Genomic DNA, 12,577 nt, shown 5'->3' with positions numbered 1-12,577 from the left:
GAGCAGGGATCGCGATACAATATGGCTGCACACGCCGCCCACCTGATTGTCTTCGCCAATGAGAAAGGCGGATCGGGCAAATCGACGACCGCCGTCCACGTCGCCGTGGCGCTGGCCGCCGCCGGCCGCCGCGTCGCCGCGATCGACCTCGATACGCGTCAGCGGACGCTGGGCCGCTATATGGAGAATCGAGAGGCGACCTCGCGCCGCCAGCTTGTCGAGCTGCCGACGCCCGTCACCGAGACCTTCGATGCGACCAAGGGCGTCCACATCAACGATCGCATCGACGCACTGGCCGCCGATGCCGATGTGGTGGTGATCGACACGCCCGGCCGCGACGATCCGCACGCGCTGGCCGCGATGCAGCGCGCCGACACGCTGGTGACGCCGATCAACGACAGCTTCATCGACCTCGACCTGATCGGCCAGGTCGATGCCGAAACCTACAAGGTGCGCCGCCCGAGCTTCTATGCCGAACTGGTGTGGGACGCCCGCAAGGTGCGCGCCAAGACCGATGGCGGCACTGTCGACTGGGTGGTGCTGCGCAACCGCCTGCAGCATGTCGAGGCGCGCAACATGCGCCGCGTCGCCAGTGCACTCGGCGAGCTTTCCAAGCGGGTGGGTTTCCGCGTCATTCCGGGACTTTCCGAGCGCGTGATCTATCGCGAACTTTTCCCCAAAGGCATCACGCTCCTCGATCTCGCCGCGATCGGCGAGCCCGGCCTCGCCCACATCGCGGCGCGGCAGGAATTGCGTGAGATGGTGTCGGGCCTGTCGCTGCCGGACTGGCCGGTGAAGCGCGCGGCCAACGGCTGATGACGCTGCTGGCCATCGCCGTCGCGGTCCTCCTGCTGTGGAACTGGAAGACCGGGCGGCTGCGCCAGCCGACGCGCGCGGAAATCTTTGCAGGGCTGCTCGGCATCGTGGGCGTCGTGCTCGCGACCAAGGGCAAGCCGCTCTACGGCCTGCCGCTGCTGATCGGCGCCGCGATTGTCCTCAACCGCGCCCGACAACAACCGGCGGTCGGAATGCCCGTCGCCGAGGCGCGGAGCCTGCTCGACCTGCCCGCCGACGCCGATGCCGCGGCAGTTCGCGCCGCACATCGTCGCCTGATTGCACGCGTTCATCCCGATACCGGCGGATCGGAGGAGCTTGCCCGGCGTGTCAATCTTGCGCGTGACACATTGCTGAGCGAATTGAACCGCAAGCGCCCCCGCGCGTCTTGACCCCGAGTTCCATTCTGGGAGGCATTAGATGACCCATCGTTTCGATCCGACGAGCCTGCGCGAATATGATATCCGCGGGATTGTCGGACAGACATTGGGTGCGCCCGATGCCTATGCCATCGGCCGCGGCTTTGCCACCCGCGTGCGCCGCGCTGGCGGGACCCGTGTCGCAGTCGGCTATGACGGACGCCTCTCCTCCCCTGTCCTCGAAGCGGCATTGGTCGACGGGTTGACCCAGGGCGGCGTCGATGTCGTGCGCATCGGCCTCGGCCCCACGCCGATGCTCTATTATGCGGAGGCTACGCTTGAGGTGGATGGCGGCATACAGATCACCGGCAGCCACAACCCCGGAAATTACAACGGCTTCAAGATGGTGCTGCAGCACCGCCCCTTCTTCGGCGCCGATATCCAGGACATCGGCCGGCTGGCCGCCGAGGAGGATTGGGAGACTGGCCAGGGCGGCATCACCAACGCCGACGTCATGGACGATTATGTCGGCCGGCTGCTGGCGGGCTATGCCGGCGGTTCGTTCCGCATCGGCTGGGATTGCGGCAATGGCGCGGCCGGGCCAGTGATCGAGAAACTGGTGAAGCTGCTGCCGGGTGAGCATTACCTGCTCTTCACCGAGATCGACGGCAATTTCCCCAACCATCATCCTGATCCGACCGAAGAGAAGAATCTCGCCGACCTGAAGGCGCTGGTGGCGGAGAAAAGGCTCGACTTCGGCTTGGCCTTCGACGGCGACGGCGACCGCATCGGCGCCATCGACGGCAAGGGCCGGGTGGTGTGGGGCGACCAGTTGCTCGCCATTCTGGCCGAACCGGTGCTGCGCGAGGAACCGGGCGCGACGATCATCGCCGACGTCAAGGCCAGCCAGGCGCTTTATGACCGTATCGCCGAACTCGGCGGGAAGCCCTTGATGTGGAAGACCGGCCACTCGCTCATCAAGACCAAGATGAAGGAAACCCATGCGCCGCTCGCCGGCGAGATGAGCGGCCACATCTTCTTCGCGCATGATTATTACGGCTTCGACGACGCCCAATATGCCGCCGTCCGCCTGATCCGCGCCATCCGCCTGCTGGGCGGATCGCTGACCGCGCTCAAGGATGCGATGCCGGCCATGGTCAACACGCCCGAGCTGCGCTTCCAGTCGTCCGAGGATCGCAAATTCAAGGTGGTGCAGGAAGTGCTCGACCGGCTGGAGGCCGAGGGCGCCGACGTCAACCGCACCGATGGCGCGCGGGTCAACACGCCCGATGGCTGGTGGCTGCTGCGCGCATCGAACACGCAGGACGTGCTGGTCGCCCGCGCAGAAGCCAAGGACCAGGCCGGGCTCGACCGGCTGATGGGGCAGATCAACGCCCAGCTCGCTGCCTCCGGGGTCGAGCCGGTGCTGTCGGCGGGCCATTAACCCGTCGATGACCGCAGCCCCACGCGACGGCTGGTTCGTCACCCAGCGGCTGAAGCTGCATTATGCGGAATGGGGCGATCCGGCCGCCCCGCCGCTGCTGCTCGTCCATGGCGGGCGCGATCATGCGCGGAGCTGGGATGCGATCGCGGGCGCTTTCGCCGATGATTGGCGGGTGATCGCGCCCGACCTGCGCGGCCATGGCGACAGCGCATGGGCGTCCGACGGCAGTTATGAGATGGGCGACCTTGTTGCCGATCTGGCCGGACTGTTCGATGCGCTGGCGATCGAGCGCGCGGCGGTGGTCGGCCATTCGCTGGGCGGCAACGTCGCGTTGCGCCATGCCGGCATCTATCCCGAACGGACGTCCCGGCTGATCGTGATCGAGGGGCTTGGGCCATCGCCGACGCGCGCCGCGGAGATCGCGGCGGAGCCGATCGCGGCACGGATGCGCGACTGGATCGCCAAGCAGCATCGGCTGAGCGCGGCGCCCCAGCGCAGCTATCCGAGCATTGAGGCCGCGACCGAGCGGATGATGGCCGCCAATCCGCGGCTGCCGCTGGAGCTTGCTCACCATCTGACGATTCACGGGTCACGCATCGGCGAGGACGGCCTCGTGCGCTTCAAGTTCGATCCGGCGGTTGGCGCCATGTCGCCCGCCGATCTGCTGCAGGCCGAAAAACATGCGCTATGGGCCGCCGTCGCCTGCCCGGTGATCCTGGCCTATGGCCGGCAGAGCTGGGCTTCCTCGCCCGAGGCCGACGGCCGCGCCGGTCATTTCGCCAACGCGCGCGTCGAGATGTTCGACGATGCCGGTCATTGGCTTCACCACGACCAGCATGACGCCTTTTCCAAGATGATGCGCGATTTCCTCACATAGGCCGCGGTTGCAGCGCCACGACCATCAATGGTAGCGGGGCGCCGACTATCAGGGCGAAGGGATTGAAGCGCGATGCGTATTGCGATGATCGGCACGGGCTATGTCGGGCTCGTGTCCGGGGCCTGCTTCGCCGATTTCGGCCATGACGTGATCTGCGTCGACAAGGATGCGGGCAAGATCGAGGCGCTCGAACGCGGCGTGATGCCGATCTACGAACCGGGGCTGGATACGCTGGTCGCGAACAATGTCCGCGCCGGCCGGCTGGCCTTCACCACCGACCTTGCCGCCGCCGTCAAGGATGCCGCGGCCGTGTTCATCGCGGTCGGCACGCCATCGCGCCGCGGCGATGGGCATGCCGATTTGAGCTACGTCTTTGCCGCCACGCACGAAATTGCGGCGGCGATCACCGGCTCGACCGTGGTCGTCACCAAATCGACCGTCCCGGTGGGCACCGGCGACGAGGTGGAGCGGATCATCCGCGAGGTGGCGCCCGATGCCACCGCCTGGGTCGTCTCCAATCCCGAATTCCTGCGCGAAGGCGCCGCGATCGACGATTTCAAGCGGCCCGACCGCATCGTCCTTGGTATCGAAAATGAGGAAGCCCGGGCAGTGATGCAGGACATCTACCGCCCGCTCTACCTCAATCAGGCACCTTTGCTGTTCGTCGGCCGGCGCACATCGGAACTGATCAAATATGCGGCCAATGCCTTTCTGGCGGTGAAAATCACCTTCATCAACGAAATCGCCGATCTGTGCGAAGCGACCGGCGCCGATGTGCAACAGGTGGCGCGCGGCATCGGCCTCGACAACCGCATCGGTTCCAAATTCCTCCACGCCGGCCCCGGTTATGGCGGCTCGTGCTTCCCCAAGGACACGCTGGCGCTGCTCAAGACCGCGGACGACAATGAGACGCCGCTGCGCATCGTCGAGGCGACAGTGCAGGTGAACGACGCGCGCAAGCGCGCCATGGGCCGCAAGGTCATCAAGGCAATGGGCGGCGACGTGCGCGGCAAGACGGTCGGCGTGCTCGGCCTGACCTTCAAGCCCAATACCGACGACATGCGCGACGCGCCCTCGCTCGCCTTGATCCAGACACTGGAAGATGCCGGCGCGAAGGTCCGCGCCTTCGATCCCGAGGGCCATGAGCAGGCGCGCCCGCTGCTGCCCCATGTCGAACTGGTGGATGATCCCTATACGGTGGCCGACGGTGCCGACGCGCTGGTGCTGGTCACCGAATGGAACGCGTTCCGTGCGCTCGATCTCAAGCGAATCGCCGGCCTGCTCGCCCAGCCCATCCTGGTCGACCTGCGCAATGTCTATCCACCGGAAGAGGCGCGCCGCGCCGGGCTTGAATATACTGGCGTCGGCCGCTCGGACTGAGCCACCTCCCCTTTCGCCGCAGCGGATTAGGCTCTAATCCTCCTTTCCCAAGCAAAGGAGAGGCGGAATGAAGCTGGCATCGCTCAAGGGCGGACGCGACGGGCGGCTGGTGGTTGTCAGCAACGACCTCGCCTGGTGCGCCGATGCGGCGCACATCGCGCCCACGCTGCAGGCCGCGCTCGACGACTGGGACGTAGTCGCGCCCAAACTGGCGTTGCTGGCCACCGACCTTGCCCACGAAGCCATCCCGATGATGCGCTTTCACGAGCGGCAAGCGGCAGCCCCTTTGCCCCGCGCCTATCAGTGGGCCGATGGCTCGGCCTATGTGAATCACGTCCAGCTTGTCCGTCAGGCGCGCGGAGCGGAATTGCCCGAAAGCTTCTGGACCGATCCCTTGATGTATCAAGGCGGATCGGACGGTTTCCTTGCCCCGCGCGACCCCATTCCGCTTCCGGACGAGGCCTGGGGCTGCGATCTCGAGGCTGAGATCGTCGTCGTCACCGGCGAGGTTCCCCAGGGTTCCGATCGCGAATCCGCGCTGGCAGCGATCCGGCTGGTCGGGCTCGCCAATGACGTGTCGCTGCGCAACCTGATCCCGGCCGAGCTCGCCAAGGGCTTCGGCTTCGTCCAGTCGAAGCCGGCATCGGCCTTTTCGCCCGTGTTCGTGACGCCCGAAGCGCTGGGGGACTCGTGGCAGGACGGCAAGCTTCACCGGCGGCTCGACGTCGACCTCAACGGCAAGCCGTTCGGCCGGACGCAGGCCGGCGAGGACATGACCTTCGACTTCGGCACGCTGATCGCGCACCTCGCCAAGACGCGCAGCCTTACAGCGGGGACGATCATCGGCTCCGGCACCGTCTCCAACCGCGACGCCGACGGCGGCCCCGGCAAGCCGATCGATCAAGGCGGGCGCGGCTATAGCTGCATCGCCGAGGTGCGGATGGTTGAAACGATCCTAAACGGCGCACCGGCGACTCCTTTTCTGAAAGGTGGGGACGTCGTGCGCATCGCCGTCGAGGATGATCATGGCCATTCGGTGTTCGGCGCGATCGAGCAGACAGTGAACGCGGCAGCTTGATCGGCGTCTGGAATGGTGGGTTTGCCTTTCACGAGGATGTTCACAGCGGTCGCCGCCATGCTGCTATGGATCAGCGCAGTGCCAGCCCCTGGCCAGAACCCCCGGGAGTCGGACGCGGCGCCATCGTCTGATCCTACGATGGCGGACGGACTGCGGGCATTGCGCGATGCCGATGTGCGAGTCGCGACGATCGCTTTCCGTCTGGCGACCGCCAATCTCGATCTCTGTCAGGACGTTGCGGCAAATGCGGGCGTCGTGCTCCACGACGCCGATCAATATAGCCAAGCCGCTCGCGACGAGGCTCGTGATGTGTTCGGCCTGGGCGAGTGGCCCGGCGTCTCGGGTGTCGTCTCAGAAGGCCCCGCGGACAAGGCCGGCATAAGGGCAGATGACGCCCTCATCGCGATAAATGGCGAACCAACAGTTCCACGCTCTCCCACTGCCAAGGTCCGCGAGTCCCGACGCGGCGATTATGCGCAGATGGGCCGCCTGTTGACGCGGTTGCAAACGGCGCTTGCCCAGGGACCGGTCGAGATCGAACTCTTGCGTGACGGCCGACGGATCACCACCACTCTCGCGCCGGTCATGGCCTGCGCGTCGGCGATCCAGTTGATGCCTTCCAAAAAGCTCCATGGCGGAGCGGATGGCCAGATGATCTCGATCACCACCGCACTTGTCGACTTCGCTCAAAATGACGACGAGCTTGCGATTATCATCGCTCATGAAATGGCCCACAACGCGTTGCGACATCGCGCCAGCCTGGATGAGCAGAAGGTGAGTCGCGGACTATTGTCGATATTCGGAGCCAATGCCCGCAAAATCCGCGACACCGAATGCGCGGCGGATCACATCGGGCTTTTTCTGGCAGCGAGAGCCGGCTACGCAATCGAGGTTGCGCCGAACTTCTGGCGCCGATTCGGCCGAACCTATGATTTTGGACCATTTTCCGACCCGACTCACCCCAGCGGCAAGGAACGGGCACGGGCTGCGGACGCCACCATTGCGCAAATAGAAGAGCTCCGCACTCGGGGAGCCCCGGTCATGCCGACGGCCGACTGCCCTTAATCTGCATAAACATGGCCGCGCATTAATCCTGCGGCTCCCCCATTTCTACTTTACTTGACTCTATAAGAAGCATTGCGGGCGTTGCATCTATGCAACGGCAAACGTCTTCGCCCCGAATAACAAGCACTTTGCCGGTTTGGGGTTGAAGTTTTAACTTTTTGCATGCATGGGGTGCCTGCTGGCTGAGTCAAAAATTGCCGTCAGTGAATAGGGAGTTGTCTCATGGGTTTTCGTAAGGCCGTCACGGCCGCTACTGTGGCCGTAACTATGATGGTCGTGCCGACGCTGGCACAGGCCGCTTCGCCGGCGAGCCGTCTTTCGGTTGCTGGTGCTGCCAAGGCGCGCACGGGCGCGGCGCAGCAGGATGAAAGCAATCTCTCGGGCGGCAGCCTGATCCTCGCCATCGTCGCCGCTGCTGCGGTGATCGCCGGCATCGTCGTGGCCGTCGATGGCGGCAACGACAACGAAGGTCCGGTCAGCCCGTAATTGCTGAGCGATTCTGATGTGGGGCGGCGAAGGCCGCCCCACAATTATGTATGTCATGTTGGATTGTGATGGTCGGTTATCTCGGCCGTATGGCGATTCAAGCCTCCCCAAAGGGTTGAGGCATTCGCCGAGCAGGCTTCATCTGTCGGGATGCATATTCCACCGATCGCTTTTTTATCGTCGTCGGACACGCTCATTCGCAGACTGAGATATCTGTGCAACCCTGGTCGGCTTTTCGCCGACGACCTCAGATTCAGCTACGCAGCCTGGCCTTTCGCCACAAGAGTCCACTGCGCCGCGCCTTCAAGGCAGAGCGCCGTCAGCCGACCGGAAGCGTAAGCCCCGGTATCGATCCCGATCCGGTTAATCTGCCGATCTATCTCGGGCGTTACATTATGTCCGTGGACGACCATGCCACCAAAATCGACCTTGCTCTCCAGAAAATCCTTCCGAATCCACCTCAGGTCGCTGACCCGTTGTTGATCGATCGGCAAGTTTGGCCTTAGTCCAGCATGGACGAAGATATAGTCGCCAACGACGATTGTATCTTCGAATCCTGAGATGAACGCCCCATGATTTTCGGGGACGATTCCGTTCAGCGTGCTCAGAAGCTCGTCAAAATCCCAAGCAAGATATTGGGCATGGTCAACGCCATAGCTCAATATCGTTTCCTTTCCCCCGATCCTTATCATCAACTTCAGCGATTGCAGATCGCCCGAAAGAGCCCGCAGGAAGATTTCCTCGTGATTGCCCATTAGAAATCGGCAACGCCGATCCTTTCCGGCAAGCAAGCGAAGACGCTCGACCACGCCCGCGGATTCCGGCCCTCGGTCTATAAGATCACCGAGGAAGATGATATCCGTGCCGCACGGCCCGCGGCCGACATCGTCTTCATTGATCTTTTCGAGAAGCTGCTCCAGCAAATCCAGCCGCCCATGCACGTCGCCTATGGCATAGACCCGCCGGCCTTCGGGAACCGTTGCCGGAAGACGATCCTGAGACCGGGAGAGTTTGAACAGACGCTTCATGACCATGGCGCGAAGCGCCATACACCTATCGAAAAACCGTGCAAAGATTACGTCGACACGACGTTCCTTACTGTCGACACATGCCAGGATCGCCGATCGTCAGCCTATCAGTCGAATTTCCCAATCACATCATCCGCATAGCGCTTCACGCTCTCGACCATGTGCCCGACATCCTGAGTGCCGGGATGATAGATATGCCAAGGCTGCATCAGAATGTGGGTGACGCCCTGATCCTCGAGCCGCTTGTAGCCGTCGACATCATAAACGTCCGACGGCGAGGCGAGGACGTCGAAGGGGAGGTGATCGCGACCATATTCCCGACGGAGCGCGCGGATGCGTTCGATGCTTTCAAGGATTTCGGCGGCTGGCTGGAGATCGGTGAGCCAGCCTTCGCCGACGCGGGCGGCGCGGCGGAGCGCAGCGTCGGATATGCCGGCGATCCAGATCGGCACCGGGCCGGCGGGCTTGGGGTTCATCTCGATCCGCGGGAAATCATAATATTGGCCGTGATATTCGACATATTCGCCCGACCAGAGCAGCTTCATGATTTCGATCATCTCGTCGGCGCGCTTGCCGCGGGTGTGGAAGTCCTGGGCGAGCAGGCCATATTCGTCCTTCGACCAGCCTACCCCGCAGGTCAGCACGACGCGATTGTTCGAAATCGCCGAGACGGTGGATACCGCCTTGGCGACGAGGAAGGGGTTGCGCATCGGCAGGACGAACGCGTTGGTGGTGAAGCGGATGCGCTTGGTGATCGTGGCGTAGGCACCCATCATAACGAGCTGATCGGGCCAGTCGGTGAATTCGGGCCAGCGGCGCGAGCCATCAGGCGTATAGGGATAAGGCGTCGTCAGCGTCTCCGGATTCACGACATGATCGGACATGGTGATCATCGCCCAGCCGGCCTCGTCGGCGGCGACCGCGATCTCGGGTAAGGCGGGGACGGGCGCGAAAGCGGCGGACAGGACGAACTTCATCTGGGCACTCCCGAGGGCTCTGGTTGTGCGGCAGGTTCACACTGCTTCGCGGGGCGGGAAAGCCTCAACCGGCGATCCTTGGCCCGATCGCGGGGTGCTGGCCGTTTCGCCGCAGGCACGATGGCGCGATCGCCGCTTGATTCAGGCTTTCCCCAGCCCGATCTCGCCTGCTAAGGGCGCCGGGACTCTCGCGTTGCAGCATAAAGGGAACAGCCCATGACCGCCGTCGGACAGGACACGCTCAACACCCGCTCGACCCTGGAGGTCGGCGGCAAGACCGTTCATTATTACTCCATTCCGAAGGCGGCCGAGAAGCTCGGCGACGTATCGCGCCTGCCTTTCTCGATGAAGGTGCTGTTGGAAAATCTGCTGCGCTTCGAGGACGGCACGACCGTCACCACCGAGGACGTGCAGGCGATCGTCGACTGGCAGCAGGACCGCACCTCCGAGCGCGAGATCCAGTATCGTCCCGCGCGCGTGCTGATGCAGGACTTCACCGGCGTGCCCTGCGTGGTCGACCTCGCGGCGATGCGCGACGCGATCACCAAGCTTGGCGGCGACGCCCAGAAGATCAATCCGCTGGTTCCCGTCCACCTCGTCATCGACCATTCGGTGATGGTCGACGAGTTCGGCAGCCCCAAGGCGTTCCAGGACAATGTCGACCTGGAATATCAGCGCAACATGGAACGCTATGAATTCCTGAAATGGGGTTCGAAGGCGCTCGACAATTTCAAGGTGGTGCCGCCGGGCACCGGCATCTGCCACCAGGTGAACCTCGAATATATCTCGCAGACGATCTGGACCTCGGCCGACGAGAGCGGCGCGACCGTCGCCTACCCCGACACGCTGGTCGGCACCGACAGCCACACGACGATGGTCAACGGCCTGGGCGTGCTCGGCTGGGGCGTCGGCGGCATCGAGGCCGAAGCGGCGATGCTCGGCCAGCCCGTCTCCATGCTGATCCCCGAGGTCGTCGGCTTCAAGCTGACCGGCGCGCTCGCCGAAGGCATCACCGCGACCGACCTGGTGCTGACCGTCACGCAGATGCTGCGCGCCAAGGGCGTGGTCGGCCGCTTCGTCGAATTCTATGGCCCCGGCCTCGACGCGCTGACGCTCGCCGACCGCGCGACGATCGCCAACATGGCGCCCGAATATGGCGCGACCTGCGGCTTCTTCCCGATCGACGGCGCGACGCTCAACTATCTGCGCCTCACCGGCCGTGACGAGCATTCGATCGACGTGGTCGAGGCCTATGCCAAGGCGCAGGGCTTCTGGCGCGATGCCGCCGCCCCGGACCCCGTCTTCACCGATACGCTGGTGCTCGACATGAGCTCGGTCCAGCCGTCGCTCGCCGGCCCGAAGCGCCCGCAGGACCGCGTGCTGCTCAACAATGTCGACGAGAATTTCAACACCGAGCTCGTCTCCGGCTACAAGAAATCGGGCGACAGCGACCAGCGCGTCGCGGTCGAAGGTCGTGCCCATGACATCGGCCATGGCGACGTGGTGATCGCCGCGATCACCAGCTGCACCAACACGTCGAACCCGTCCGTGCTGGTCGCTGCCGGCCTCGTCGCCCGCAAGGCCCGTGCGCTCGGCCTCGAGTCCAAGCCGTGGGTCAAGACCTCGCTCGCGCCGGGCAGCCAGGTCGTCACCGACTATCTCGACAAGGCCAAGCTGACCGAGGATCTCGACGCGCTCGGCTTCAACCTGGTCGGCTATGGCTGCACCACCTGTATCGGCAATTCCGGCCCGCTGGCAGCACCCATCAGCAAGGCGATCAACGAGAATGACCTCGTCGCCGCCTCGGTGCTGTCGGGCAACCGCAACTTCGAAGGCCGCGTGTCGCCGGACGTGCGCGCCAACTTCCTGGCGTCGCCGCCCCTCGTCGTCGCTTATGCGATCAAGGGCACGGTGCGCGAGGACATCACCACCACCCCGCTCGGCAAGGGCAGCGATGGCCAGGACGTGTTCCTGAAGGATGTGTGGCCGACCAACACCGAGGTTGCCGACACGATCGCCAGCTTCATCGACCGCGAGATGTATTCGTCGCGCTACGCCAACGTCTTCCAGGGCGACGTCCACTGGCAGAAGATCGCGATCGAAGGCGGCGATACCTATCAGTGGAGCCCGGTTTCGACCTATGTCGCCAACCCGCCTTATTTCGAAGGCATGTCGATGACGCCGGCGCCGGTGACCGACATTCGCGACGCGCGCCCGCTCGCCATCTTCGCGGATTCGATCACCACCGACCACATCAGCCCGGCCGGTTCGATCAAGGCGGATTCGCCCGCGGGCCGCTTCCTGCTCGAACATCAGGTCAGCAAGGCCGACTTCAACAGCTATGGCGCGCGCCGCGGCAACCATGAAGTGATGATGCGCGGCACCTTCGCCAACATCCGCATCAAGAACGAGATGATCCCCGGCATCGAAGGCGGCCTGACCAAATATATCCCGTCGGGCGAAGTGATGGCGATCTATGACGCCGCCATGCGCTACAAGGCCGACGGCACCGCGCTGGTCGTCATCGCCGGCAAGGAATATGGCACCGGATCGTCGCGCGACTGGGCGGCCAAGGGCACCAACCTGCTGGGCGTCCGCGCCGTCATCGCCGAAAGCTTCGAGCGTATCCACCGGTCTAACCTGGTCGGCATGGGCATCGTGCCGCTGCAGTTCGCCGAGGGCGTCGACCGCAAGAGCCTGAAGCTCGATGGCACCGAGAGCTTCACGATCGAGAATGTCGCCGGTCTCCGCCCCCGCCAGAAGGTGACGGTGACGCTGAAGCGCGCCGACGGCTCGACCGAGAGCTTCCAGACGCGCTGCCGCATCGACACCGTCAATGAGCTCGACTATTTCCTCAATGGCGGCATCCTGCATTATGTGTTGCGGAAGCTCGCAGCCTGACGGCCAAGAGTTTCGGAAGACAGCTTGGAGGCCCGGGGTCGAAAGACTCCGGGCCTTTTGCTTTGCATCGTCCCAAAACAGGGCAGCCGAATTCGAGGTCTTGACCGGAAAGCAGGCCAGGTTCCTATTGGTTAACAGGCTGTAACCG

The 12,577-nt window shown here is 64.0% G+C and carries 11 protein-coding genes; 9 read left to right on the top strand and 2 right to left on the bottom strand.

Annotation, left to right across the window (positions count from 1 at the left end; genetic code table 11):
* The first annotated feature begins 21 nt into the window (after positions 1-21).
* The 8 genes from ACFB49_RS20075 to ACFB49_RS20040 all read left to right on the top strand — a co-directional run bounded on the left by ACFB49_RS20075 (position 22) and on the right by ACFB49_RS20040 (position 7,523).
* Positions 22-816 carry a division plane positioning ATPase MipZ gene (locus ACFB49_RS20075; protein ID WP_380873191.1) on the top strand — a complete coding sequence of 265 codons (795 nt, stop codon included), beginning with the start codon at positions 22-24 and terminating at the stop codon, positions 814-816.
* Positions 816-1,226 (top strand): molecular chaperone DnaJ, encoded by a 411-nt coding sequence (locus ACFB49_RS20070; RefSeq protein ID WP_380873189.1) that lies wholly within the window; start codon positions 816-818, stop codon positions 1,224-1,226. Before ACFB49_RS20075 ends, ACFB49_RS20070 begins: the two co-directional genes overlap by 1 nt.
* A 28-nt stretch (positions 1,227-1,254) precedes the next feature.
* Complete coding sequence (gene pgmG, locus ACFB49_RS20065; RefSeq protein WP_380873187.1) at positions 1,255-2,637, top strand: phosphoglucomutase/phosphomannomutase PgmG; 1,383 nt, start codon at positions 1,255-1,257, stop codon at positions 2,635-2,637.
* 7 nt (positions 2,638-2,644) lie between these two features.
* Entirely contained in the window at positions 2,645-3,514 is an 870-nt protein-coding gene (locus ACFB49_RS20060) for an alpha/beta fold hydrolase (RefSeq protein ID WP_380873185.1), read from the top strand.
* Positions 3,515-3,586: 72 nt separating this feature from the next.
* A complete protein-coding gene (locus ACFB49_RS20055) occupies positions 3,587-4,894 on the top strand; it encodes a UDP-glucose dehydrogenase family protein (RefSeq protein ID WP_380873184.1) in 1,308 nt (435 codons plus the stop codon).
* Between the two features lie 67 nt (positions 4,895-4,961).
* Entirely contained in the window at positions 4,962-5,972 is a 1,011-nt protein-coding gene (locus ACFB49_RS20050) for a fumarylacetoacetate hydrolase family protein (RefSeq protein WP_380873183.1), read from the top strand.
* Positions 5,973-6,110: 138 nt separating this feature from the next.
* Complete coding sequence (locus ACFB49_RS20045) at positions 6,111-7,037, top strand: M48 family metalloprotease (RefSeq protein ID WP_380873181.1); 927 nt, start codon at positions 6,111-6,113, stop codon at positions 7,035-7,037.
* Positions 7,038-7,259: 222 nt separating this feature from the next.
* Positions 7,260-7,523 carry a hypothetical protein gene (locus tag ACFB49_RS20040; protein ID WP_380873180.1) on the top strand — a complete coding sequence of 88 codons (264 nt, stop codon included), beginning with the start codon at positions 7,260-7,262 and terminating at the stop codon, positions 7,521-7,523.
* Between the two features lie 257 nt (positions 7,524-7,780).
* Here the strand turns inward: ACFB49_RS20040 and ACFB49_RS20035 are convergent, their stop codons facing one another.
* Positions 7,781-8,572: a metallophosphoesterase family protein gene (locus ACFB49_RS20035; RefSeq protein ID WP_380873178.1), complete on the bottom strand. Its 792-nt coding sequence runs from the start codon at positions 8,570-8,572 to the stop codon at positions 7,781-7,783.
* 86 nt (positions 8,573-8,658) lie between these two features.
* A complete protein-coding gene (locus tag ACFB49_RS20030; protein ID WP_380873176.1) occupies positions 8,659-9,528 on the bottom strand; it encodes an LLM class F420-dependent oxidoreductase in 870 nt (289 codons plus the stop codon).
* A gap of 216 nt (positions 9,529-9,744) precedes the next feature.
* Here ACFB49_RS20030 and acnA point away from each other — a divergent pair, with 216 nt between their 5' ends.
* Positions 9,745-12,429: an aconitate hydratase AcnA gene (gene acnA, locus ACFB49_RS20025; protein WP_380873174.1), complete on the top strand. Its 2,685-nt coding sequence runs from the start codon at positions 9,745-9,747 to the stop codon at positions 12,427-12,429.
* Positions 12,430-12,577 lie beyond the last annotated feature (148 nt).

Origin of the sequence: Sphingomonas sp. DBB INV C78 (genome assembly GCF_042693015.1) — a bacterium.
In the GTDB taxonomy this organism is placed as follows: Bacteria; Pseudomonadota; Alphaproteobacteria; order Sphingomonadales; family Sphingomonadaceae; genus Sphingomonas_E.
Note: the sequence above shows the minus strand (reverse complement) of the source record. Positions and strands in the feature narration are given on the sequence as shown.

Coding starts and splice junctions, on each gene's coding strand:
- pgmG (WP_380873187.1), top strand. CDS start 1,255: ATGACCCATCGTTTCGATCCGACGAGCCTGCGCGAATATGATATCCGC.
- ACFB49_RS20050 (WP_380873183.1), top strand. CDS start 4,962: ATGAAGCTGGCATCGCTCAAGGGCGGACGCGACGGGCGGCTGGTGGTT.
- ACFB49_RS20070 (WP_380873189.1), top strand. CDS start 816: ATGACGCTGCTGGCCATCGCCGTCGCGGTCCTCCTGCTGTGGAACTGG.
- acnA (WP_380873174.1), top strand. CDS start 9,745: ATGACCGCCGTCGGACAGGACACGCTCAACACCCGCTCGACCCTGGAG.
- ACFB49_RS20055 (WP_380873184.1), top strand. CDS start 3,587: ATGCGTATTGCGATGATCGGCACGGGCTATGTCGGGCTCGTGTCCGGG.
- ACFB49_RS20075 (WP_380873191.1), top strand. CDS start 22: ATGGCTGCACACGCCGCCCACCTGATTGTCTTCGCCAATGAGAAAGGC.
- ACFB49_RS20045 (WP_380873181.1), top strand. CDS start 6,111: ATGGCGGACGGACTGCGGGCATTGCGCGATGCCGATGTGCGAGTCGCG.
- ACFB49_RS20040 (WP_380873180.1), top strand. CDS start 7,260: ATGGGTTTTCGTAAGGCCGTCACGGCCGCTACTGTGGCCGTAACTATG.
- ACFB49_RS20030 (WP_380873176.1), bottom strand. CDS start 9,528: ATGAAGTTCGTCCTGTCCGCCGCTTTCGCGCCCGTCCCCGCCTTACCC.
- ACFB49_RS20060 (WP_380873185.1), top strand. CDS start 2,645: ATGACCGCAGCCCCACGCGACGGCTGGTTCGTCACCCAGCGGCTGAAG.
- ACFB49_RS20035 (WP_380873178.1), bottom strand. CDS start 8,572: ATGGCGCTTCGCGCCATGGTCATGAAGCGTCTGTTCAAACTCTCCCGG.